At 36.2% G+C, this 23,808-nt stretch carries 19 protein-coding genes; 12 read left to right on the forward strand and 7 right to left on the reverse strand.

Features of this window, described 5'->3' with window-relative positions; translation table 11 throughout:
* Positions 1-104: 104 nt before the first annotated feature.
* Complete coding sequence (locus PP182_RS10950) at positions 105-770, reverse strand: HAD family hydrolase (RefSeq protein ID WP_272651291.1); 666 nt, start codon at positions 768-770, stop codon at positions 105-107.
* Between the two features lie 222 nt (positions 771-992).
* Complete coding sequence (locus PP182_RS10955) at positions 993-1,376, reverse strand: helix-turn-helix domain-containing protein (RefSeq protein ID WP_272651292.1); 384 nt, start codon at positions 1,374-1,376, stop codon at positions 993-995.
* Positions 1,377-1,520: 144 nt separating this feature from the next.
* Here PP182_RS10955 and PP182_RS10960 point away from each other — a divergent pair, with 144 nt between their 5' ends.
* On the forward strand, positions 1,521-2,732 hold the full coding sequence (locus PP182_RS10960) for a HEPN domain-containing protein (RefSeq protein ID WP_272651293.1): 1,212 nt from the start codon (positions 1,521-1,523) through the stop codon (positions 2,730-2,732).
* Between the two features lie 425 nt (positions 2,733-3,157).
* On the opposite strand, the gene PP182_RS10965 is transcribed toward PP182_RS10960, so the two are convergent.
* Entirely contained in the window at positions 3,158-3,697 is a 540-nt protein-coding gene (locus tag PP182_RS10965; protein WP_272651294.1) for a sigma-70 family RNA polymerase sigma factor, read from the reverse strand.
* 183 nt (positions 3,698-3,880) lie between these two features.
* Here PP182_RS10965 and PP182_RS10970 point away from each other — a divergent pair, with 183 nt between their 5' ends.
* The 5 genes from PP182_RS10970 (at position 3,881) to PP182_RS10990 (ending at position 12,676) form a co-directional block, all read left to right on the forward strand.
* Positions 3,881-5,014, forward strand: a complete 1,134-nt coding sequence (locus tag PP182_RS10970; protein WP_272651295.1) for a FecR family protein — start codon at positions 3,881-3,883, stop codon at positions 5,012-5,014.
* A 206-nt stretch (positions 5,015-5,220) separates the two neighbouring features.
* On the forward strand, positions 5,221-8,604 hold the full coding sequence (locus tag PP182_RS10975; protein ID WP_272651296.1) for a TonB-dependent receptor: 3,384 nt from the start codon (positions 5,221-5,223) through the stop codon (positions 8,602-8,604).
* 10 nt (positions 8,605-8,614) lie between these two features.
* Positions 8,615-10,129, forward strand: coding sequence for a RagB/SusD family nutrient uptake outer membrane protein (locus PP182_RS10980; RefSeq protein ID WP_272651297.1), 1,515 nt, complete (start codon positions 8,615-8,617; stop codon positions 10,127-10,129).
* 21 nt (positions 10,130-10,150) lie between these two features.
* Positions 10,151-11,542 (forward strand): sulfatase family protein, encoded by a 1,392-nt coding sequence (locus PP182_RS10985; protein ID WP_272651298.1) that lies wholly within the window; start codon positions 10,151-10,153, stop codon positions 11,540-11,542.
* Positions 11,543-12,253: 711 nt separating this feature from the next.
* Positions 12,254-12,676, forward strand: coding sequence for a hypothetical protein (locus tag PP182_RS10990; RefSeq protein ID WP_272651299.1), 423 nt, complete (start codon positions 12,254-12,256; stop codon positions 12,674-12,676).
* On the opposite strand, the gene PP182_RS10995 is transcribed toward PP182_RS10990, so the two are convergent.
* Both PP182_RS10995 and PP182_RS11000 read right to left on the reverse strand, forming a co-directional pair.
* Positions 12,637-13,596: a thymidylate synthase gene (locus PP182_RS10995; RefSeq protein WP_272651300.1), complete on the reverse strand. Its 960-nt coding sequence runs from the start codon at positions 13,594-13,596 to the stop codon at positions 12,637-12,639. The two genes, PP182_RS10990 and PP182_RS10995, sit on opposite strands and share 40 nt — an antisense overlap.
* Positions 13,593-14,426 (reverse strand): dCTP deaminase domain-containing protein, encoded by an 834-nt coding sequence (locus PP182_RS11000; protein ID WP_272651301.1) that lies wholly within the window; start codon positions 14,424-14,426, stop codon positions 13,593-13,595. Before PP182_RS11000 ends, PP182_RS10995 begins: the two co-directional genes overlap by 4 nt.
* Before the next feature lie 96 nt (positions 14,427-14,522).
* On the opposite strand from PP182_RS11000, the gene PP182_RS11005 reads away from it, so the two are divergent.
* On the forward strand, positions 14,523-14,921 hold the full coding sequence (locus PP182_RS11005) for a hypothetical protein (protein WP_272651302.1): 399 nt from the start codon (positions 14,523-14,525) through the stop codon (positions 14,919-14,921).
* Between the two features lie 171 nt (positions 14,922-15,092).
* Here PP182_RS11005 and PP182_RS11010 read toward each other — a convergent pair whose 3' ends face one another.
* Complete coding sequence (locus PP182_RS11010) at positions 15,093-15,974, reverse strand: hypothetical protein (protein ID WP_272651303.1); 882 nt, start codon at positions 15,972-15,974, stop codon at positions 15,093-15,095.
* 113 nt (positions 15,975-16,087) lie between these two features.
* On the opposite strand from PP182_RS11010, the gene PP182_RS11015 reads away from it, so the two are divergent.
* Positions 16,088-16,915, forward strand: a complete 828-nt coding sequence (locus PP182_RS11015; RefSeq protein ID WP_272651304.1) for a hypothetical protein — start codon at positions 16,088-16,090, stop codon at positions 16,913-16,915.
* A 152-nt stretch (positions 16,916-17,067) separates the two neighbouring features.
* On the opposite strand, the gene PP182_RS11020 is transcribed toward PP182_RS11015, so the two are convergent.
* Complete coding sequence (locus PP182_RS11020; RefSeq protein WP_272651305.1) at positions 17,068-18,336, reverse strand: SIR2 family protein; 1,269 nt, start codon at positions 18,334-18,336, stop codon at positions 17,068-17,070.
* A gap of 1,011 nt (positions 18,337-19,347) precedes the next feature.
* Between PP182_RS11020 and PP182_RS11025 the strand changes: the two genes are divergently transcribed.
* The 4 genes from PP182_RS11025 (at position 19,348) to PP182_RS11040 (ending at position 23,801) form a co-directional block, all read left to right on the forward strand.
* Complete coding sequence (locus PP182_RS11025) at positions 19,348-20,358, forward strand: LacI family DNA-binding transcriptional regulator (RefSeq protein WP_272651306.1); 1,011 nt, start codon at positions 19,348-19,350, stop codon at positions 20,356-20,358.
* A 95-nt stretch (positions 20,359-20,453) separates the two neighbouring features.
* Complete coding sequence (locus PP182_RS11030; protein WP_272651307.1) at positions 20,454-21,458, forward strand: GRP family sugar transporter; 1,005 nt, start codon at positions 20,454-20,456, stop codon at positions 21,456-21,458.
* Between the two features lies 1 nt (position 21,459).
* A complete protein-coding gene (rbsK, locus tag PP182_RS11035) occupies positions 21,460-22,380 on the forward strand; it encodes a ribokinase (protein ID WP_272651308.1) in 921 nt (306 codons plus the stop codon).
* Between the two features lie 5 nt (positions 22,381-22,385).
* A complete protein-coding gene (locus PP182_RS11040; RefSeq protein ID WP_272651309.1) occupies positions 22,386-23,801 on the forward strand; it encodes an ADP-ribosylglycohydrolase family protein in 1,416 nt (471 codons plus the stop codon).
* Positions 23,802-23,808 lie beyond the last annotated feature (7 nt).

A 23,808-nucleotide genomic window follows, 5' to 3' on the forward strand; every position in this document is an offset into this window, starting at 1 on the left:
AGTGTAAAGTTCTGATATAACGAACCGCCGTGTACGAGACCCGTACGCACGGTGGTGTGAGAGGCGCAGTCCGTTCCTAACTAGGGGCGGACCCGTCTACTCGATTACCTGCAGTTATTTACGAACATTGACTTATCAACCTCTGAAAATGAACTAATTATTTGGTGATTCCATTCATCATAGTTACCGTCGGTTGATTTCACTATTATTATTTTTTTTGCATTAGAATTTTCCGCCGCCTTTATTCCAGAAGTAGAATCTTCAAAAATCAATGTTTGATTGGCATTGATTTTTAAAATGTCCATTGCCTTCAAAAATATTTCGGGATTTGGCTTGCTTTTTATTTTTCCGTTGCTATAAACAATTTTTGACATATCGAAATACCTGGCTAAGTTCAAATGTTCGAAGTAAAATTCCAAGTTGTAAAAGTCAGAGGCAGTTGCAATTGTAAAAGGAATTTCTTTACTGAGTAAATATTCCAAAAAGTCTTCCGCTCCTTGTGCTAGTTTCATATCTTGTTTTAAACAAAGCGATTGATATATATCTTCTTTTTCAATACTTAGTCTTTCGATGTCTCCTAAAGACAATTTCTTTGAAAATAGATTTGATAGTATTTCAGCATTATTTTTTCCGTGAATATTTTTGTTTTTTTCATCATAACTCAATTCCATTGAATGTTGCTTGAGAAAAATATCCCATGCTTGATTATGCAAATGTGTATCAAAAAATAGGGTTCCATTAAAATCAAATATTACTCCTTTTATATCCATGGTTTGTTGATTCTTGTCTATTTGCAGGTAACAATTGTATAAACGTATCTAGGTAAGTTTATTTCTTTTATAGAGGTAACAAGATAGGGAATCTTTAATGCTTTTGAAGGAAGATTGGAAACATGGGTGTAACCATTTCTATTTTAAAATTATTGGGAATGCCATAAAAAAAACCTCGATACATGGCGAGATCGAGGTTCGTTTAAATTAAAAAAGAAGTGTTTATTTATTTTTCAATAGCCCTTCTAAATAACTGACCTTGTCTTTTTCTGCTTTGACAAGACGCTCGTAAAGTTCGATTATTTTCTCTATCGGATTTATGGTACAGAGATAATTGTTATTGTTAGAACTATTATCCTTAAAAGTATTATTGATAATATTAAATACAGCTTCTTCTGAGAAATTCTCTATCCCTTCTTTGGTTACACCTAATACTGACGCAATCTCTTCCAACTTGGCATCATCCACCATTTCACTGTTCTCGATATTGGAAACGGCCTGTTGGCTTATGCCCAGTTCCTCGGCAAGGGTCTCCTGTTTCATGCCCCGTAGTTCGCGGATGCGGCCTATCTTTCTTCCTATGTGGTTCTTCGTCTTGGTCTCCATACCTCAAATATAGGGTGTTTCGCACAATAATCCGATGGTAAAATACAAAACTGGTTCAATAAAATACAAACGTCCATGGTGGGGTACTTGGAAATGTGGCCTTAATATGATCGTTGATTATCGAACCCTTTAAAACACGTTCCCATGACACATTACACAAACATACCGGAAAACTTTGAAAGAGCGGAAGATCTGTCCGAACTGCTCAACGGCATCCTGAACATAATTACCATAGACAGAGCCTTTCTGTCCGGAAAACAAAATGAGGGAAACACCGAATATTATTTCCTGACCCTTTTCGTGGATGTCAACAATGATCCGTTGCCCAACGAGATCCGTTCACTGGTGGCAAAGAAAGCAAAGAAGTGCCCCGATTTCAGGATAAGGGTCTACACTGAGAGCCAATCCGAAACGGGCCTTGAAAGGGGCTCGCTGTATTTCCTGGAACATTGCTGTCTCGGGGAAAACATCTTCGCCCATCCCGAAGGGGAGAACATTATGGATTTTTCCACAATGGCATACCGGAACCTTATGAAGAGGGCTTCCCGCTATCATAGATCGGAACTGGCAAAAGTGAATGCATTTGCCAATATAGCGGACATACTTATCAAGGAAGGGGATTATGCAATTGCCACCTTCAACATGCACCAGGCCTTTGAACTTTCGTTCCGATTCATCGAACAGATGTGCATAGGTAGGAGTATGGTGACCCATAGTATCATCAGCCACATCAATTACTGTAAACACTACTTTCCCACCCTCCAACCCTTTGTGGAACCTTCCGGGACGGAAGGCAATGAACTTTTGCTCCTATTGGAACATGCCTATAGCGTTGCCCGTTATGGTACCGAGTTCGAGATTACAAAGTTACAGGCCAAGGCCATCCAAAAACAAATGAAGGATTTCATCAAAGAAATAGAGTCCATTTTCCAAAGGCACCTTGATGAGTGCAAGGCCCAAATCGATGGAATCGAAAAGGATTTTGAAAAGGCATTCCCAAAAGTAATCAAGGATGCGGGTAGCGGCAACGAAACATCCCTGTTCGACCAATTGAAGGAACTGGAAAAAATGCATTTCCATGCCCTGAAGCCATATATCCCCGAAAGAGGACTCTATAGCACCGCACTCATAACGGAGGGATATGAAGAGAACTCCTTCATGACCTCCAATTTGATCAAGGTCTGTATCGTGGCATTGGAAACCGAGAATTTCCGGACACGTGCCGTTCCTCAGCCCCATAGAAATATCGGCAAGGTCCTGGCGTATGTACTGGACCTGATACCCCATGAGGAAATGAAATTCCTTGACAAGGTCAGGCAATTGTTGTCAGAAAACAATACAGCCCCGACACGATAAATCCATTCACATATAACAAAAGAAATAAGGTAGTAGTTTAGTTACTTAAAAATTAGTAAAAGAGATGCAAATTCTGGGTGTGAGCCGAGCGCGACACTCAATGAAAGTAGGTGCAATGTGAATTTTATTTTGCTCAGGTCATTTATTCAACATTGCAAGCATGTAGTCGATTCCAGACATAAAACCAAACCTCCGAAAATATACATGCATCGGGTTATGAAGTCGGATCTTAAATTTATTTATGGGGCTTCCCAGAGATTCAAATTGTAAATTTCGTAAAAGTCGTATTTGCCAGCGTATGCCATGATATACTTAAAATTTCAAACGGAAAAAACACATTTCATACTAAATGATGAAATTTCATCCATTTACATCTATTTTTTTCAAGAATGAAAATGATCTCAATGGATGAGGTGAAATAATATCTAAAGTATGGAGAACAAAAGAATAAAAATATAAAGTAAATCTTCCGTGGCTTCAGACCTTAAAAAGTGGTAGGCCCTTTTCATTTGTGTTTTTACAGTATTTATTGAAACTCCGTAATTTTCCGCTATCTCTGCATAGCTTTGCCCATTAATTACATAAGAAACAAAAATCTTCCTCCTCTTTTCCGGTAATTTATTCAGGAGTTCTTCAAGTTTTTCATTTCGTTTGGAAGGCTGAAAATTAATATGATCTTCATTTTCAAAAGGAAAAAATTCTTTTAGTGCCTTCTGCTCCTTTTCTGCCTGTCTTAATTTTTGGATACTTATGTTTTTTACGGACCTTATGGCATATGCCTTAAAAGAAACACTTAAGTTTATATATTCTCGATTTTTCCAAAAGGAAAGAAAAAAATCCTGTACCACGTCTTTAGCGGTAGATTTATCTTTCAGAATGCTTAAAGAGACCAAGCATAGAAAATCAAAATGTTCCTTGAACAACGATTCCATTTCATCAACTTCCCTACGTAGTTTACTTTTCAAATGCCTATTAATTTTAGGATTTACAAATTCTACCAATAAAATGAGATATTACCTATTTAATAAGGTGTGTTGTATAAATATGCCCTAAAAGTCTAAATATAATTATCAAATTAACAAAAAAATCAAATTTCGTGTCACCCTATGTGGTCCTTTTTACAACATATAGAAAAGAAACATCTCCAAATGGTTAAGAAAGAGCGTCTAAAATCAATATTGCTTAGGACCAAGAAAATTGGGAATATCAATGAAGAAATTCTCGAAGACCTTTCAAATGAAGAAAGGGAACTGGTAATTGAACTCAATAAGGAAGGCTTGATCGATGAAGCTATTCAACTAATAGAAAATATGGATACGGAAAAAGAGTGGGATTTATTTAAGTCTAGGATTTCCGTTGAACCAACCAAAGTAATTCCTCTATGGAAAACTGTATTAAAGTATGCTGCCTTGTTAGTAGGGATAGGCTTAATAGCATACTTTTCCTTAAATCGTTTTGAGCCGGAAATTGATGCTACTCAAACGAGCGGTACTATAAAATTGAAAACGGGAAATGATGCTGTTAAAATTCTCAAAGAAAATATTAGTCAAAAACTAGTGTCTTCATCGGGAGAGGTTTTGGGGGAACAGAAAGGAAATAAGATAAGTTATAAATCCACCTCAGAAATAGATGAATTAGTTTATAGCGAATTGGAAATTCCTTATGGTAAAATTTTTGATTTGGAGTTTTCCGACGGGACCATTGTTCATCTAAATTCCGGAACCAAAATAAGGTATCCCGTAAAATTTTTGAAGGGTTTGGATAGAGAGGTTTTTATTGAAGGTGAGGCTTATTTCAAAGTATCCAAAGATAAGAACCACCCCTTTATTGTTCATGCGGATGAAGTAGATGTCAAAGTTCTGGGAACAGAATTTAATATTACTTCATATAAGGAGGATAATGATATCAAAACAGTTTTAGTAGAAGGTTCTGTAAGTATGTCCAATTCCAATAAAAATAATGTTGTACTAAATCCTGGTGAAAAGGGTACATGGAGTAGGGGAGCGAGTTCAACTTCCGTTGAACAAGTAGATGTTGGTCTTTACACAAGTTGGATTAAGGGAGAATTGTTGTTTAGGAATGAGTCCTTTAAAAATATGGCAAAAAAACTTGAAAGGAAGTACATGGTCCAAATTCAAAATAATAACCTGCTATTGTCCGATAAAAAATTTAATGCTCGGTTTAATGTAAATATTGAAAGTATTGAAGATGTAATTAAATCAATTAGTGAAATACAAAAATTTGAATATCAAATAACCTCAGACAAGGTTATTATTCAATAAAGACTTTAACTAGACCAATAACTAAATAAACGAATGCTTATGACAAAATAACCAATAAAAAAATCGGGAAATGCTTGAGACCATTATCCCGATTTGAATTCGAATTAAATAATCTTATCCAAAAATCATTTAATCATTTCAAAATTATGAAAAAATACCTTAATAGTAGGCTGCCTCGACTGTGGTTTCCTAAAATGGATTTGAAAATGAAATTAACAACTTTTCTTCTACTCGTTTCGTTATTTCAGGTTCAAGCTAGTTCTTACGCACAAAAAGCCAAACTAAGTTTAAGTCATGAAAATGAAACCGTTGAAAATATTTTTAACAATATTGAGGAGGTCTCTGAATTTCGTTTTTTGTTCGAGACCGGACAAATAAATTTAGACCGACGAGTTTCGTTGAATGTTGAAAAAGAAAATATTAATAAAATATTGAAATTGCTTTTTCAGAATACGGATATAAATTATTCCGTGCGAGGACGTCAAATTGTATTAGTAAGGAAAAAAAAGCCATTACTCATTGATAACTCTTCTAACCAAGTAATTGAAGCTGTTAGTAAAAAAATAGAGCAGGAACGGGTATCTGGAACAATTTTAGATTCAAATGGAGATCCTCTGCCAGGAGCAAATGTCCTTGAGAAAGGTACCACGAATGGAACACAAACCGATTTTGACGGTAATTATTCCATTAGTCTTTCTACTGAAAACGCTGTTTTAATTATTTCATATATCGGTTTTGCGACAAAGGAAGTAACTGTAGATGGCCAAAGTACGATTAATATAACCCTAGAAGAAAGTACTGCTGGGTTGGATGAAGTTGTAGTGGTAGGTTATGGAACCCAGAAAAAATTAAATCTTACAGGAGCCGTAAGTTCTGTGGATAGTGAAGATTTGGAGAATAGGCCTATTACTAGTTCCAGCCAAGCTTTACAAGGTGTTCAAGGCGTATATATAAACCAGATCGGAGGGCAACCCGGAAATGATGCCGCCACTATCAGAATAAGGGGCGTTGGAACCTTGAATAATAATAATCCATTAGTGTTGGTCAATGGTATTGAATTTTCAATAAATGATTTAAATCCAAATGATATTGAAAGTATCACCGTTTTAAAGGATGCTGCATCCGCTGCTATTTATGGTTCTAGGGCGGCTAACGGAGTTGTTTTAGTTACGACCAAAAAAGGTTCGGAACAATCAGAGATATCCTACAGTAATTCTGTTGGAGTACAAGAAGTAATTTCACTTCCAAGAGTAGTTAAAGACCCTGTTCGCTGGATGGAATTATATTCCCAGGCACAATTAAATTTTGGAACTAGTGAAGATGCACTGGTATTTCCGCAAAGCTTAATAGATGAGTATCGTCAGGGCATGCAAACCGACCCTTTTACATATCCAAACAATGATTGGTATGATATCATGTTTGACCCTGCTATTATCCAACAGCACAATCTTAGATTTACAGGAGGAAGTGCAAAATCAACGTATGCCCTATCTCTAGGAATACTGGACCAAAATGGGGTATTGCGAAGTACTGATTCTGAACGTTACAATACCAATTTTACGGTAAATTCCGAATTAAATAAACATATCACCATTGGTGGTACTTTTAATTTCTCCTATAAGACAAGGAATGAACCTGTTGTAGGAATACAGGAAGTCATGGAAATGATTTTCAAGGCCCAATCCTATCATCCTACCAAATTGGAGGATGGGAATTACGGAATGAATTTTTTTGATATACCTGGCCACAGAAGATTTCGTAATCCCTTAGCCTTAACTGATGAGGGTGATACAGATATCAGAAATTTGAAATTGTTCCTTAATACGTTTGCTGAGGTAAAGTTGCCTTTTAATATTGTTTACAAATTGAATATTGGTTTAACGAGTGAAAATGAAAGACGCAAAATTTTTACTCCACAAATTACTCTATATGATGCCAAAACAAAAGAACCGACCCAAATTCAGGCAGGAGGTAACCCTTATGTAACGTTTGCAGGGCAACAAAGAGGTGTGGATCAAAGAAATGATGAAGCACTCAACTGGACCGTTTTTAATACTTTGAAATGGGATAAATCATTTTCAGATAGAACAGATCTTGCAATTCTATTGGGTACCAGCTATGAAAAATTTGACGATAGTTTCTTTACAGCCTCAAATGAGGGCTACTTAAGTAATGACCTTTACGAACTTAATGCAGGTAGTACCAATCCAATCGTAAGTGGAACTTCTAGGGAGTCTAGTTTAATCTCCTACTTTGGTAGGGCAAACTATGTTCTGAATAATAAATACCTTTTAGAAGCTAATTTTCGATATGACGGTTCCTCTCGTTTTGCACCGGGAAATAAGTGGGGATTTTTTCCTTCCATGTCAGCTGGTTGGAGAATTAACGAGGAGAACTTTCTGAAGGAAGTGGACTGGTTAAGCCAATTGAAAATTAGGGCCTCATGGGGTCAATTAGGTAATGAAAGGATAGGTTTCTTTAGATATTTGGATCTTATTTCTCCTGGTCAGGATTATACTTTTGGGAACACTATAAACCCAGGTACGGCTGTTTTAGTTGATAATGATGATGAAATTTCTTGGGAAACCACTACCATTTCCAATATTGGGGTGGATGCTACTTTCTTTGGAGGCAAACTAACCACTAGCTTTGAATATTTTGATAAAACAACAGAGGACGTTTTAAGGCCAGTTGGAATCCCTTCCCAAGTGGGTTCTCTCGGAGGCCCGATTAGGAATATCGGAACCATCGAGAACGATGGTGTTGAAATTTCCATCGGGCATAGAAACTATCTTGGAGATTTTAGATACGACATATCCGGAAATTTGACATACATCACGAACAAGGTAGTTGACCTGAATGGGGAAATAATTCTGGAAGATAATTCTACGGATGGGAGAGGTCCTCTTAATATCACGCAAGAAGGAAAACCTATAAATCAATTCTTGCTATATCAAGCGGATGGACTATTTCAATCTCAAGAGGAAATTGACGCTCATGCTTTTCAAGGTACAGATACACAACCTGGTTATATTAAATATAAGGATTTAGATAATAATGGTGTTATCGATTTAAATGATAGACAGGCTGAAGGAAGTACTATCCCAAAATACACCTATTCCTTTAATATCAATTTTGGGTACAAAAACTTTTCCCTGAACACTTTTTGGCAAGGTGTAGAAGGGGTACAAACTTATAATAAACATGTATCCGGGGTACCATTCTGGTTCGGAACTTCATTACCTGTAGGTTGGGCCAATGATTCTTGGACTCCTGAGAATAGTGATGCAAGTTTTCCACTATTGACTCGATATCAGGATACTCAGGCAACATTGTTTAGGCCAAGTGACTTTTGGTTACTTGATGCTTCCTATTTAAGATTAAAAAATATTCAACTGGCCTATGATTTTAGTGCCGCCTTATTGGAAAATTTGGGTATGACCAAGCTATCAATATTTTGCAATGCCCAAAACCTTTTAACATTTACTCCTTTAAAAGACTTTGACCCTGAAACCGATTTAATCGGAAACAACTTTTTTGATTACCCATCGACCAAAATTTACACGATTGGTCTTAACGTATCATTTTAATAAAAATATCATGAAAAAATCCATATACATATATATATCATTTTTCTGTATTTCAATTTTAGTGAGTTGTTCAAAAGAACTCCTAGAACTTGAACCTGCGGATCAGAGTTCAGTTGAATCTTATTGGACCTCTGAAGATAATGCCCAAGCGGCTCTAACAGGTTGCTACGAACCTCTATTGGGTCCTTACAATGGCGAAGGATCCTGGTTGCTAAAGTTGGAAGATATAACCCCTAATGCATTTGAAATTGATGATTCCAGTGGTGCTTCATCTATAGCTCGTGGGGACAATAATCCTACCTTACCTTTGATCAATACTCGGTATCAGATTGCTTATGAGGGAATTGGAAGAACCAATACATTTTTAGCAAATATAGATGCGGTACCAATGGATCAAAACTTAAAGGCTAGGTATATAGGAGAAGCACGATTTTTAAGGGCGTTTTACTATCATAATCTAATTGAGTATTATGGGGGTGTGCCTTTAATTTTAGACCCGCCTAATAATAATACGCAAGGTCAATTGCCTAGAAATTCAAAACAGGAAATTCTAGAGGTTATTTATGTGGACCTGGATGCAGCAGCCAACATTTTACCGGTATCGTATACCAGTACTGACCAAGGAAGGGCCACAAAGGGTGCCGCGTTGGCCTTAAAGGCAAGGTCTGCCTTATATAATGAAAGGTGGTCAGAGGCACTTACGTCTGCGCAAGCTGTAGTTGATTTGAACGAATACAGCCTTTTTCCAGATTATCGTGGACTGTTTTTGTTGGAAAATGAGCGAAATAGTGAGGTGATTTTTGATGTAGGCTTTCAGTTTCCTGAAATTACGAATAATTATCATGAATTATTTCAACAGGGTAATGTCTTTAAAAGCTTAGTCGACGCCTATTTAATGACGGATGGTCAAAGTATAGAAGAATCAGCCCTATATGATTCGTCAACCCCTTTTGAAAATAGGGATCCGCGTTTAAATCAAACCCTTATCACTATTGGTTCCATGTTTAATGGGCAGTTGGTAACTGGGGATGAACTCTTTGCGGATTTGACCGGTTATGCTTATAAAAAGTACACGTACTTCACCGATAATGAGGTTCGAACGGCGCCACAACCAAATCAATCAGAAATCAATCCAATTTTATTTAGATATGCTGAAATATTGTTGACAATTGCAGAGGCAGAGAACGAACTGAATGGACCAACTTCAAGAGCTTACGATGCCATAAATGAAGTAAGAAATAGACCATCAGTTAATATGCCTGATGTTATGGCCGGATTATCACAATCAGAATTTAGGGATGCCTTGCGTTTGGAACGAAGAGTTGAGTTTGCAGGGGAGGGGCTTTATTACAAGGATATTATCAGATGGCGTACTGCTGAGATTGTAATGAACCAAGATGGTCTTGATCAAAATGGAAATGTGATCGAGAGTAGAAGTTTTAATCCTGATAGGGATTACCTATGGCCATTACCGGATAGGGATATCTTGTTAAACTCCAATTTGGAACAGAACCCAGGATATTAGAATATTATAAACAGAGTAAATATGAAAATTAGAAGCAAACCCTTGATCCTTTTAAGCTTCCTTATTTCTGGTATTTTTGGTTGGTCACAGCAAAAAACCAAGGATAAGCCCAACGTAATTGTAATCCTTACGGACGACCAGGGTTCGGTAGATATGAATGCATACGGTGCAACGGATTTATACACACCAAATATGGATAGGCTGGCCAGTGAAGGAGTTCGGTTTACCCAGTTTTATGCGGGTGCCCCTGTGTGCTCACCATCCAGGGCCATACTACTTACTGGAAAAACCAATTTAAGGGCCGGACTTCCAAATAATGTTCCTATTCCAGAAAGGGCTGAGGAAACAGGTCAATACGGACTTCCAACTGAACAGGTTACCATGGCAGAAATGCTGAAGGATAACGGGTACAATACCGCCTTAATTGGAAAATGGCATTTAGGTCATCGACCACAAAATCTACCCAATGGACAAGGTTTTGATTATTTCTTTGGGCATCAGCGTGGATGTATTGACAATTACTCGCATTTTTTCTTTTGGGATGGACCCAATAAACATGATCTTTACCGAAATGAAAAGGAAGTCTATTATCCAGGAGACCATTTTTCAGCCCTGATGGTTGATGAGATTAAGGGATTTGTAGATGACCAGAAAGAAAACCCATTTTTTATCTATTGGGCTTTCAATGCGCCACATTATCCTTATCAAGGTACCCCAAAATGGTTGGAGCACTATAAGGACCTACCCACACCTAGAAAGGAATATGCATCATTTTTATCAAATACGGATGAACAGATTGGTAAGATATTGGATTATCTGGATGAAAAAGGTCTGACCGATAATACCATTGTCATTTTTCAATCCGATCACGGTCATTCTAGGGAAGCGAGGGCTTTCTATGGCGGAGGAAATGCAGGTCCCTATAGAGGCAGTAAGTTTAGCATGTTCGAAGGCGGCATCCGTGTTCCGGCTATTATTAGATATCCTAAAGAAATTCCGGCTAATGAGGTTCGAGGTCAACTGGCTATGGAGACCGATTGGTTCAGTACGGTTGCGGATTTGGCGAATATTGATATTACTGGTCTAAAAGTGGATGGGAAGAGTTTAATGCCCATTATCAAAAGTGCTGAAACGGATTCACAGCATGACGCGGTATATTGGCAATTGGGAGGTTATGATGATAAAACAGCCCAATGGGTCGTACGTAAAGGACCTTGGAAACTTATAGGAAATGTGATTGAACCATTAGGGGAAGAGAAACAGAAAGAAATGCCTAGACTCTTTTTAGTGAATTTGGATGATGACATAGGTGAGCAAAATAATCTTGCCAATTCAAATCCTAATATGTTGAAAGAACTTTTGCAGTTACACAAGTCCTGGCTTGCATCGGTAAAACGGGAAATAAAAAATTAGATGTTGAGGAATTATTTGAGTTGTTAGTTTGGTTGAAACAAGGACGGAAAACCCGTCCTTGTTTATTTTAATTTTAACACGTAGTAGTCAAGAGAATCTGAACTTTTTAGAAACTACCCCAAAATCTCTTCACCAATATCCTTTTTTACTTAAACTACCTTTTTCTTTTAAATTAACTATACTCCATATAGCCTACTCTAAAAATTTGCTCGTGTAGTACAATGATGAACAAATCTTAGTTAAAAAAGTTTCTCATCATATGGAACAACCAAAAAATGCACTTAATTCATTATCTTTAGAAAGTGTCTTAGAACACTATCGTACGGCAGTAATTATTTGATTTGACTTTCCTAAACTAAAGTCCGTACAGACAACATAAAATTACAGTGGTAGCTGATTTCAAAATCAGCTTGTATTTATTCGGTCCCGCTTGCGGGACGAAAGAATAGCAAGAGGATAGCACGCTAGCGCGGTGCTATATATTCATTTTCCTCCGGCAAAGCCCAGTTTTAGAGTGTTTTTTGATAATATTGGTTGATGGCTTTCATAGCATTATTAACTTAAAAATAAGTTTAGCCCAATAAAACCGAGGAATTTTTAGCGTAAAAATCAAGATTCGCTTGCCATTTTTCGATAAATGCCCTGCGAACGCCCATTTTTAGTGGAGGATTTGCGTCAAATCCATTAAAAAGTAGATTTCAACCAATCAATTTGCATAGCAAAGCGGTTCAATATTTTAGAGGAGATGACATAAAAAATCATGCCCATTTTAACCAAGCCTCGGAGGTTAAACAACACTTTTTGGAGAATTATCAACTAGATACTTCACCACCGTGCAAGTTTGATAAAAAGCTTGGAATCCCTATCAACGGACTGACTTATTGGCGGCCAGAATTATCAAATCCCTTGGAAGGGGCATCGATAAGGCCAGGGGCTATTGAACTTCAACAAGTAGGTTGCGCCCTTTCGGGTTTTTGCTTTACGCTTATCTACCGGAACACTACAAAAACCCGACAGGATCCATGCGCAAAAGTTGGGGTAAGATTTGGGGGTCTTATCGTTCTGCTTTTAAACAGTTCGGTTTTAAGGGAAGCTTACAAAGAAACTAAATTAAGTGTTTTATTAAACAGATAGTCTTTCGGGCATAATTGTAGCACTTCTTTATAATATGATTGCTTAATTACTTTTCTTTTACTATCATTAGAAACCTTATTAGATCTTAGGAGTAATATATTTAGCATTTCTCCCCAATAACCATCTAAATTATGATGGATTGAATCACTTTTTCTAATCTGTTCTTCGAAATTTACAAAAGATTCAATGTTATGGATATTGTCCATTTTGGGCATTCCGATGTCGTAATAAATAGGATTTTTAAGAATATTTTCTAGGAGTTCAAAATGCCTTTCGTAAACGTGGAGTGAACCAACATTGTGATAATAAACCCCTAATTCCACATTTAGGATTATTGCAAGCCACTCTTGGAGAATTGTAGTAAAGAAAATATCATTTGGAAGTCCCCAGACAATATCATTACTTCGCATATTAACAATACAATCAAGTTTGTTATTTCTAATTAAGAATTGAATAGTTGAGGTACAAGCAACATCTCTAACATTTTTTCCTAAAGTTTTTTTAGAATCAAGAAGACTTATAACGGCCCTTCGAGAATTTGGGTAATTGAGTAGCTCAGTTATAAGTCCATTCCAAACTTTATTGTTATTTGAAAATATCTGGTATCCATAACAGCTATTTCTGATTTCATCTTCATTATCTTCCAGGGCAACTTTCCAATTTTTAGAATAATAAGATATAAAATCAAAATCCTTTGAACCACTTAAATGCCAAGCAACCTCACCAATAGCAAAAGGAAGATTCCACCTCCTATTCACTAAGGTAGTAAGTCTTTTTCGAGGATTATCCAGTTTAATATAAACAGGATATAATTCCACAGTAGAGGAACCTCTAACATTTACTTTACATCCACCTTTTAATAGATTTTTATAAAGTTCAAGTTGAATATGATTTATGTTTTCTCCAACAATATTAATCATTTGCTCTTGTTTATTATACTATCTAACTTAGTCGAAATTTGCTCCAATTCCTTATATAAATATACATCCATTTCATCCAAACTATTTAAAGTTCTGTTAAATCTCGCCTTATTTGTATTGTCTAAAAAAAAAGTTTCTTGCATTTTAATTACCTCATTTTTTAACTCAAGAATTTCATCATTCTGTACAGAAACTATATATGAACGCAAACCGAGAGTAATTGCTGCAAAAAGTAAGCCTAATCCAGTTACCCAACCTCTAATATTTCTCCAAAATCTCCTTTGTGATTCCTTATGACTTTTATCAACAGTATTCTTAATCCGAAGCGCTTCTTCTTTTATATTAATGAAATTCTCATCTAAGTATTTCATTGTTTTATTTTTAATCATTGAAACATAATGCTCCTTGCTTAACATTTTAAATCCTAAGGGTTTATTCTTAGTAGGTTTATTAAACTTTGAGATTGTTATTCTTAGGAAATCTCCATCTTCACATATTAAATGTTTGTTTTTTCCAAAATTGGTCAATACTGTAGATAAATATCCATTGTATTGAGGGTCAATAATTCCAATATTATTAGCCATTATTCCCCTTTGAGATAGTCTAGTTTTAATAAAAGCATATCCTATTCTATCAGGGGGTAATTTAATTTTCTCTTTAGAAATAACAAAAACCATTGAATTGGGTTCCATTTCATGTGATGTTTTTTCTTCACCATCTACTGTTATTATTTTAGAAATACGCAAATCATAAGATGCATTGTCATAATTACCTTCAATTGCATTTTTGATTAATTTTTCTTGCTTTAACTCCTCATGATTTAGTATCATAGTAGATTGTTTTGTATTAAAAATAGACTATTTTAACCTTTTATGTATAATGGATTTCTTGCATACAGCGAGATTTTTAAAAAATAGGAAATTATAATGCAAGGCAAGCGTGATATTAGCATAGATTGGAAAAGACTCTCGAAACTTGCTTGGAATGCTAGAGAGAATGCAGTCGCAGAAAATACTAAAGTTGGTTCATCGGTAATATCTTCTTCTGGTAATTATTATAGTGGTTGTAATATTGAACAGTTATATAGAAATAAGGATTTACATGCTGAAGTCTGTGCTATATCAATGATGATAAGTGATGGTGAAAAAAAATTAGTGGCTATACTTGTAGTGGCGGAAAGGGTCAGATTTACACCCTGTGGAACATGTATGGACTGGATTTTTCAATTTGGCGGGCATGAATGCATCGTTGGTTATCAACCGCAAAAAAATGGGGAAATTATTAAATTCCTAGCCAAAGAACTAATGCCTTATTATCCGAAATAATTTTTTAACTTATGGGTCATGGGCATATCTCGGGGATAATCGAAAGCTATTAAATGAACTGTCTGGGCTTAAAGGGAATTTAATCAGGATTGAGGGACAGACAAATCTTCAAGTGTTTTATAGAATCCTTTTGCCTATACTGTGCTTTATCAGAAGTACCAATGTTGGTTGTTAAAAATCAAACCCTTGATAGCTCACTGTAAGATAGAAATCTCTATATCCATCAGGTGTAAAAACCCTAATTATAATTTCTTGCTCTCCTTGGTATCTGTAATCAATTCCTTCCAAAGGACCAGGTTTATGTGAAGTATTTGGAGATAAGTATAAAAGGATAGTTGTATACGATTTTGGATAAAGTATCTCTTGCATTTTTTGGCACATGTGCAAGTTTCTTCCATCAGGTAATTTGATTGTTTTGATGCCTTCCACAGTGCCACTTCCATGTGTGAGTCCAACATAATTTGAATCAGTGATAATACCAAGCCTGTAGTCTTCCGGATAATAAATATCAAAAGAATTATTGAATATTGTTATGAGCGGAGATGGACCATGGGATTTATCTGCAGCATACCTAACTCCATGATTAGCCAGCGAATTTTTTTCTAAAAACAGTTCAATATCTACATCCAACTTTTTTTCACTGTCAGTTGGATTATCACGAAACCATGAAATTCTTGCAGTTAGATCTTCCTTAAGCTTGCCAATTTTTTTGCCATAAACTATGTGGGGATAGTGTTTCAAGTCGAAAGGGATATCTTCAACGTTTTGTGTTATTAAAATTGTTCGTTTGCCCAAAGCATGTGCATATCCAACTTCATAAAAAACGTTGGGATTGCGATCGGTCATGTCAGCAACAATGAAATCAGCTTTTGAAATTTGATTGTAGACACGCTCCATGATTGATTCAGTAAATATTTGTTCGTCCACTCTTTCACAATAGGCACCGGCATCTATGCAGCTTTGCTTTATACCGAGTTGGTAGATGTCATCAAAGTCATCTGTGAAAGGCATTAGGACAAAGCAAAATTGCTTTGGCTTGGTTGACTTGTCCATGAGTTTAAAATCTATTTAACGTTAAAAACATTACACTGGAAACTAACTTTTAAGAAATGGAAACCACTTTAAATATAACTGTTTATTATATTGATTGATATTAATGATGCAACATGGGTTCTGATAAACTGGATTTACAAGATAAACTAATTGCGTTTAAGTCAATATTAACTGTTATTGGTGCTCCAGTGGCTACGGCATTAACAGGGGACCCATTTGTAGCAACTGGTGTCACAAATTTGTTTTTGGAAACCTTTTTTGGAATTCAATCTGAAGTCAAGATGAAAAGGGTCAGTTCTTTTCTAGAAAAGCTTGAAGAAGGAATCAGGGAAATTGAGCCAGAGTTTGATTTGGAGAACACCCAGAGGATTGAGCTTAGGGATTTAATTGAAACCGCAATTATCAAAGCTTCCAGGGCCAACTCAGAAAATAAAATTGAGAGATTGAAAAAAATCCTTATAGGCCAGATTAAAGAACCCGAAGAATACGATTATGTGTCTAGGTATTTGGATTTGGCTTCTTTACTTAATGATAATCAAGTATTGATTCTATCTTCTTTTGTGAATACTGAGGTAGAATTTGTTGCTCATCAAGATGCTCTACGAGAACTCAACAAAGAACTCGAAGAAAACAGGTTGAAGAAAGGGGAATTAAGTGGAAATCATGTTTCCGTGGACCTCTTGAACAAGTTGGCCAATGAAAAGGAAGAAATAAGCTCAAGAATTAGGGAAAAGCAAAAGGATTTTAATCGGGTTTATCAAAAACGGAAGCACCAATTAGAAATCTTGGGTAAAGAGGAGTATAATTTCTTGCTGAATGAATTGAGGGTTTTTGGGCTAATTTACAACCCCTATGAAGGAATGTTTGGAAATGAGGGTGAATATGCAGATTACCGGTGTACAATTCTGGCCAAAGGATTTATGAAGTATTTGACAATGTAGTAATTAAGGACAAGCAAGTGTAGCCTTACCCCTTTCTAAGTAACATTCCAAAATCCTCACATTCTAGTATTTCTTCCGGTTTCATTTTATAAATGTATCGCTTTTGACCACGGCTAATTAATTAACTTGGAACGTATCAGAAATTTACGAACTCAAAAATCAAAGAAATTGTCTACACTCCCATCTGGAATTATAAAGTGTCCTTTTAATGCTTTCAAAACCTTTTCTTTATTATGGCATGCATCCAAAAATCCTGAATACCAAACATGTAAAGGGTTCTCATAATTGTCACTGAATTCAAATGTTTTAGTGTTTTTGTATTCTCTTACCGTATCTGGACGATAAATTAAATTAGTTGATCCATTTCCCATTTGAAAATATGGGGAATAAACAGTGCTGGTAATTTGATGCCCCCACCGGCTGCCTCCTTCAGAAATGGAGGGTGAATCGTCATCTTGGTAGTCGATTGCAACTATATTTCTTCTCTTACTGGTATCCATCGCATGAGTTCTAATTAACTTGTTTAAATAAGAATCATTAAACCCATAACCAATGAATAAAATAGCATCGGACTCATAAATTCTACGGTCTAATTGAAAAAAGTATTGTCTAAATGGTTCCCGATATATTTGATTGATTTTGTCCAAGCCAGTAATGATAGTTGACATAGGGTGATTCGCACCTTCCTCGGTTACAAAACTTCTCCTATTTGATGACCCCACACTAAATTTGGCTCCTAAATCTTCATTCCAGAATATTCTTTCGTCAGATCGCATATCGAAATGAACTGAACCATGAAGATGATAGCAAAATTTCCAAGCGCTATCATACATCGCTTTTAATTTGAATTCTCCAGTTGCTTTATCAAAACCAGTATTTAAATCAGGCATTGCGGAAACCAGAACATTGTCATAATTCAAATTGATAAATCCTAATTGAAAATAATTGGATATGTATTCTAAAAAATCCGCTACTTGCTTAATTTCAGATTTAAAATTTAAAGTCAATTCAGAACTCTTTTTTCTAAAATAGTTTGTAAGTTCTTGGTTTAGCAGTGCATTCAACTTTACAAAATCACTTGAATCAGCTATTTTTTCAACTCCGGAAGCCCATTGGATTTTAGGGAAGGGGTTTTTGTTGTCTAAACTAAAAATATCTGGTAAATGACTGTCCTTCCTTGAACTCAATGAACCTATTATTTGAATTATATGAAGGGTTTCTTCAAAATTAAAACTGTCATCCTTTGATAATGGAAAATTGTTTTTAACCCAATTATAAAGGTTATCATTAATTTTACTTGAATCAATAATGGAAAAATGTCTATAAGACCATTTATTTAACAGTATATCGACCTCCTTGACAAGAGGCATACCAAACTCAACTGAGGATCCAGCCCCCATTATTACAAGAAGTTTTTTCATGAAAATTTAGAACTTGAAACGAGTAACAAGATTCAATTTCTAAAAAAAATTCTAAAAAGTTCAATACTCATTTAATTGTTTTGATAATAGTAACAATCAAATCAAACTAATTTTGATTTTTTTCAGTTGTTGACTAAAAAAACCTCAACTTACTTCTTGTTAGGTAATTGAGGTTTGTTAAAGTGGGGCCGGAGGTTCCACAGTTTAAATGTAATCAGCATTTTTACCAGGTTTGGAAACATAAAAATCGCGTTTAAAAGTTGTTGGATTTCCATGTCCTAAATTTTATTGCTTCAAGGAGTGAATTTTAATAATTGACGTACAATTATATGTAGGTTTTTCGAAGCTTCGGGCATTCTTAAGACCATTACTTAAAGATCCGACCAATAGGCCTATCATTAAATTGTTTCTACAATTTTTTGTATCTTAATGGAACTAAATGAGAGCAAATTATATCTCCGAAGTTCTTTTGATGTTTTTGTTGTGCAATCAGGTGTGCAAAATTTTACAATTGAATATAAAATACTGAATAACAGTATATTGTGGATGTTCGGCTAAGTCTGCCACCCCGACAAAAAAATCCAACCATGAAAGTGGTTGGATTTTTTGTTTTTAATCTTTTTTTGGAAAGTTTTTTATTTGCAAAAAAATCACACCTCTAGGTCAATAAATCTACCAACAAACTACTTTTATTTTCTTAATCTTCGGTAAGCATGGGGGCGGAATTAGGTTCATTGTGGAACAAAGAGTTGAATCAAATAATCACCTATTGCAAAAGCTTAATCTAAATTGATTTCATTTTTCAATAAAGATATTTTTTCTTCACTTAATAGGAGCTGAGTAACATATAAGTCGAAAAGTAGTCAGTAGTTGACAAAGAATGGATTATCACTTTCTATCACAAAAAACTTTAATTACATTTATTTTTGAATTCCCATCTAGGTGTGATAAAAATTGAACCAATTTGGGTCTAGACCTTTTAATGACCTTTTCTTGATTTAAATTAATTGAATGCCAACATTAAAACAAATTGCAAAAGACCTAAATATTTCGGTAAGTACAGTTTCTAGAATTCTTAACGGAAAGGGCAAGAAATCAAGAATAAGTAATGCAACAGCTGAAACTGTACTCAAGTATGCCGAGGAGGTTGGTTACGCCCCTAACCTTATTGCCAAGGGTCTGCAGGCTACTCAAACCTTTACTTTAGGTTTAATGGTTCCCAACATAGCGAATCCGTTTTTTGCTATTATGGCAAAAAATATCGAAAGATGGGCTTCAAGGGAGCATTACTCGATAATTCTTGTTGACTCTGGTGAAGATGTCGAAAAAGAGAAAATACAGGTAAAGACCATGATGGGTAGAAAAGTTGATGGACTCATTGTAGCCCCTGTAGGGGACGCTTACCAACATTTTAATAAAATTAGAAAACAAAAAATTCCTTTGGTATTTGTTGACAGATACTTTAGTGATTCGGGCATCCCTTATATGACCTCAGAAAATTATAAAGGGGCGTTTAATGCTACCAGTGAACTAATTAGAAATGGACACCGTAGAATTAGCCTTATTAGCGGTAGCCCTTTGAACGAGTTGGTTCAAGAAAGAACTAAGGGATACCTGGACGCCCTAAAGCAAGCCAATATTGAAGTAGCCGAAGAGTTGATCGTTGGGACAGCATTCAGTGTTCAAAATGGATTTGAAAGTACTAAATGTGTCTTGCAATTGAAAAAGCCCCCAACAGCTATTTTGGCCATGAATAATTTAATTGGTTTTGGAGTTTTAAAAGCTGTAAAGGAGCTTGGTCTTACTATACCCGATGCAGTTTCACTCATTATTTTTGACGATAATCCTTATTTGTCCCTCTTAAACCCTACAATATCGACAGTAAGACAGAATTCAGAAAAAATTGGCGAACTTGCTGTAAAAGCTATACTTACTGAAATAAAAAAGGATTTCAATATCACATCAATGAAAATTCCGACAGAACTCATTATAAGGGAATCGGTACGCTATATAAGCTCTTAAGTTGAGAACTTTATTATCATTTAATTAAATTTTAATATGTTTGCGCAAACGTTTGTGCAAAATTAATCAACCTAAAGTCGATCAAATCCATTCCTATGTACGTTATCGAGAACTATTCCGTTGCTGTTTTTCTATGCTTAATTACGATGCTATGCTGGGGGTCTTGGGCCAATACTCAAAAACTTTCCAGCCAAAAATGGCCCTTCCAGCTATTCTATTGGGATTATTCCTTCGGAATTCTAATTATTACAGTGCTTCTGGCATTTACCATGGGTTCTAACGGGGAAATGGGAAGAAGTTTTCTGGTGGATCTTAATCAATCGGAAACAAAGTACCTGGGTTACGCCCTTTTGGGAGGCATCATCTTCAATTTTGCCAATATATTGCTCGTCATTGCCATTGACTTGGCCGGTATGGCGATTGCATTTCCAGTGGGTATTGGCATTGCTTTGGTTTTAGGGGTAATCACCAATTTTATGTACAATCCGGAAGGTGATCCTTTTATCCTGTTTACTGGTGTATTCTTCGTTATGGTAGCCATAATTCTAGATGCATTGGCATATAAGTACATTCTTAAAAAACAAGAAAAGACTCCACTTAAGGGTATTTTGATTTCTTTGCTAGCAGGTATAGCCATGGGCTTCTTTTATAAATACGTGGCTCAATCAATGTCCTCAGATTTTGTAACACCAGAGATTGGAAAATTAACACCCTATACAGCCTTGGTTGTTTTTGCAATTGGAATATTAATTTCCAACGTATTATTCAATACCATAAACATGTACAAGCCCATTGCAGGTAAACCTGTAGCGTATAAAGATTATTTTTCTATGGGAACTCCCAAATTACATCTTATTGGTATTCTCGGAGGGGCAATATGGGGTTTGGGAATGTCATTTAGTATTATTGCTTCTGAACAGGCAGGGCCAGCTATTGCCTATGGACTTGGACAAGGCGCCACTATGGTAGCAGCACTGTGGGGTGTCTTTATTTGGAAAGAATTAAAGGAATTGCCAAAATCAAAAAATTGGTTAATAGCAACCATGTTCATCTGTTTTCTTGTTGGTCTTGGATTAATTATATATTCTAAAGTAGCTTGATATGAAACTAGTCGTCGTAGGAAGTTCGAATATGGATTTGGTCATCTCCTTGGCAAGAATTCCTGCAATTGGGGAAACTGTTTTAGGGGGGTCGTCAAGTATGGTATTCGGTGGAAAGGGTGCCAACCAAGCTGTAGCGGCGATTCGTTGTGGAGGTAATGTTTCATTTATAGCCAAAGTAGGTAATGACCTTTTCGGTGAGAACATGAAAAAGCACTTTGAAAAGGAAGGTTTTAATTCAGACCACATCTTAACCGATGCAAATACAGCCACAGGAATCGCTCAAATATTTGTATCGGACAAAGGCGAAAATTCCATTGCTGTAGCACCTGGAGCCAACATGAAGTTAATGCCCAAGGATTTTGTGCCGTTCCATAATTTGATAAAAAATGCTCAGGTAGTTCTTTTGCAGTTGGAAACCCCTTTGGAAACGGTTGAATTTATTGCGGATATAGCCTTTCAAAACGAGGTAAAACTCATATTAAACCCCGCACCGGCAAAGCAGTTAACTGAAAGCTTATTAAAGAAAATATGGTTATTAACACCCAATGAAACCGAGGCAAGTCTACTGACGGGTATAGATGTAATTGATCAAACATCAGCTCAAAAAGCAGCTGAGCATCTTTTAGATATGGGCGTCAAGAACGTAATTGTTACCTTAGGTGTAAGCGGTAGTCTTTTATGCACAGCCAAGGGTGTGAAATACTTCAAAGCCTTTCAAGTAAAAGCAAAAGACACCACGGCCGCAGGAGATGTGTTTAATGGCACCTTGGCCGTTGCCATAACAAATGGCATAGCATTGCAGGATGCTATAACTTTTGCTTCTGCAGCAGCGGCAATATCGGTTACTAAAGAAGGTGCACAGCCTTCAGTGCCTTTTAGGGTCGAAATAGATAAATTTCTAAATTCAAATACAAAATAAAGGACATGAAATATAGAATCATAACCACCTTACTCTTGGTTTCTTGTCTGGGCATATCTTGCAAGGACACTAAAAATACAAAACAAAATGAGTCCATAAATGCTTTGCAAGATTCCAGTCTTACCTATACGGACTATTCGCCTAAACCTACGGACCATGCAATTCCCCGTTCGGAATATGCCAATAAATTGTACGGATTTTGGCTTGCCGAATGTATTGCAAATTGGACCGGATTGGTGACCGAAATGGACAAGATCGGTAATATTGGGGAAATTAAAACTGGGGATTTCTATACTAGGGAGGATTGGGGAACTTCAGACCTACCGAACATTTGGTCCGGTGATACTCCAAGTGATTTGTCAGAAACAATAGATTTTGTTTTTCGAGGGGAAGATGAAGTCTGGGGCGCCGATGATGATACCGACCTCGAATATATGTACCAGCACTTATTGTATACCAATAAAACTTCCGTGCTAACTGGAAAGCAAATTCAGGAAGGGTGGCTAAAACACATGAAACATGAAGAGGAAAACTACCTGTGGGTAGCCAACCAAAGGGCCCTGGAATTAATGTTAACCGGCATAGTTCCACCAGAAACAAGTGATCCTGAAATTTCAAAAGACAGTATATACGACAATTATTATGAAATGATAGATGCCCAATTGACTACGGAAATTTTCGGACTATTTGCTCCTTCCCGCCCCGATGTAGCCTTAGAAATGGCACAAATGCCCATTCTGACCACAGCTAGGGAAAATGCCAAATGGATATCTGAATTCTATGTAATCATGTATTCTTTGGCCTCCGCCGTTGACCAAGATCTATCAAAAAAAGAACAGACGCAATGGATGGCGGCCGAAGCCCGTAAACGACTGCCCAACGATTCCTATTCCGCAAAAATGTACGATTTTGTAAAAAGCAGGTATGATGCAAATGTACCCTGGGAGCAAGCACGTGATGATGTCTATACGCGCTATCAGGTAAACCAAGAAGATGGATATGACATTACTTCAAAAAATATATTCTGCAACGGCTGTTTTGTTGGCGGAATTAATTTCGCCGCAAGTATCGTTAGTCTTTTATACGGGGAAGGCGACCTAAAGGAAACGATTAAAATCGGAGTATTGTCTGGATGGGATTCTGATAATCCTACCGCAACTTGGGGCGGTCTTTTGGGCTTTATGTATGGTAAAGAGGGCGTGGAAAATACTTTTGGACGTAAATTTTCAGAAAAATTCAACATCCATAGAACAAGGGTCAATTTTCCAAATGATGGGATGGATAATTTTGATGACATGGCAAAAAAAGGAGTATATATTATTGACCGAGTAGTGCAGGAAGAGATGGGTGGTGGAATTGATCTTACAAAAGATGTATGGTATATACCAACGATTGATATGAATATAAAACCAGGCAATTAAAAATTTA

The sequence above is a fragment of the Maribacter sp. PR1 genome, assembly GCF_028464145.1.
GTDB lineage: Bacteria > Bacteroidota > Bacteroidia > Flavobacteriales > Flavobacteriaceae > Maribacter.